This is a genomic window from Fulvivirga aurantia (assembly GCF_009711475.1).
In the GTDB taxonomy this organism is placed as follows: domain Bacteria; phylum Bacteroidota; class Bacteroidia; order Cytophagales; family Cyclobacteriaceae; genus Fulvivirga; species Fulvivirga aurantia.
The window spans coordinates 1-705 of sequence record NZ_SMMD01000146.1 but is presented as its reverse complement, the minus strand read 5'-3'; the positions used below and the strand labels follow the sequence as shown (position 1 = coordinate 705).

Here is a 705-nt window from a genome sequence, read left to right as displayed (position 1 = left end):
CAATAGCATGCGTTATGTTCTTATGTTGATAAATCAAATTCTATGAAAAATATCAAATTCTATATATCAGCTCTATTGCTTACAATTGTGGTAGTTGCTTGTACGGCAACTCCACAAAGAAAGACCGTTGAAAACCCACCCTCACATGAGATCTGGAATGAGCTCACCAAAAAGCATGTGAAAGCCAACGGGATGGTTGACTACAAAGGCTTTATCAACGATAGAAAAAAACTTGAAGCATATCTCGATCTACTGAGTAATAACGCTCCTGATAAAGACAAATGGAGTGAGAATGAGCAACTCGCTTATTGGATTAACGCCTACAATGCATTTACCATAAAACTGATTATTGATAATTATCCATTAGAAAGCATTCAGGACCTGCACCCGACTTTGAAGATACCTGGTGTAAATACAGTGTGGCATAAAAAATTCTTCAAAATAGGGGGTGAGGAAGCTAGTTTAGATGAGATTGAGCATGATATATTAAGGAAGGAATTTGAAGAACCTAGAATACACTTTGCAATCAATTGCGCCTCATTTTCTTGTCCTCCATTGAGAGCTGAGGCTTATATGGCTGATAAACTGGATAAACAACTAGATGAGATGGCTACGCAGTTTATCAATGATGACAAACGAAATAAGATCACGCCAGACAACCCTGAAGTATCTAAGATATTTAGCTGGTTTACCAAGGACTTTACA

1 protein-coding gene is annotated in these 705 nt (G+C 37.4%); it reads left to right on the top strand.

Going from position 1 to position 705, the window contains the following annotated elements; all coding sequences use genetic code 11:
• Nucleotides 1–42 precede the first annotated feature (42 nt).
• Nucleotides 43–705: DUF547 domain-containing protein (locus E1176_RS00400; protein ID WP_155208619.1), on the top strand; the 663-nt coding region annotated here is incomplete at its 3' end.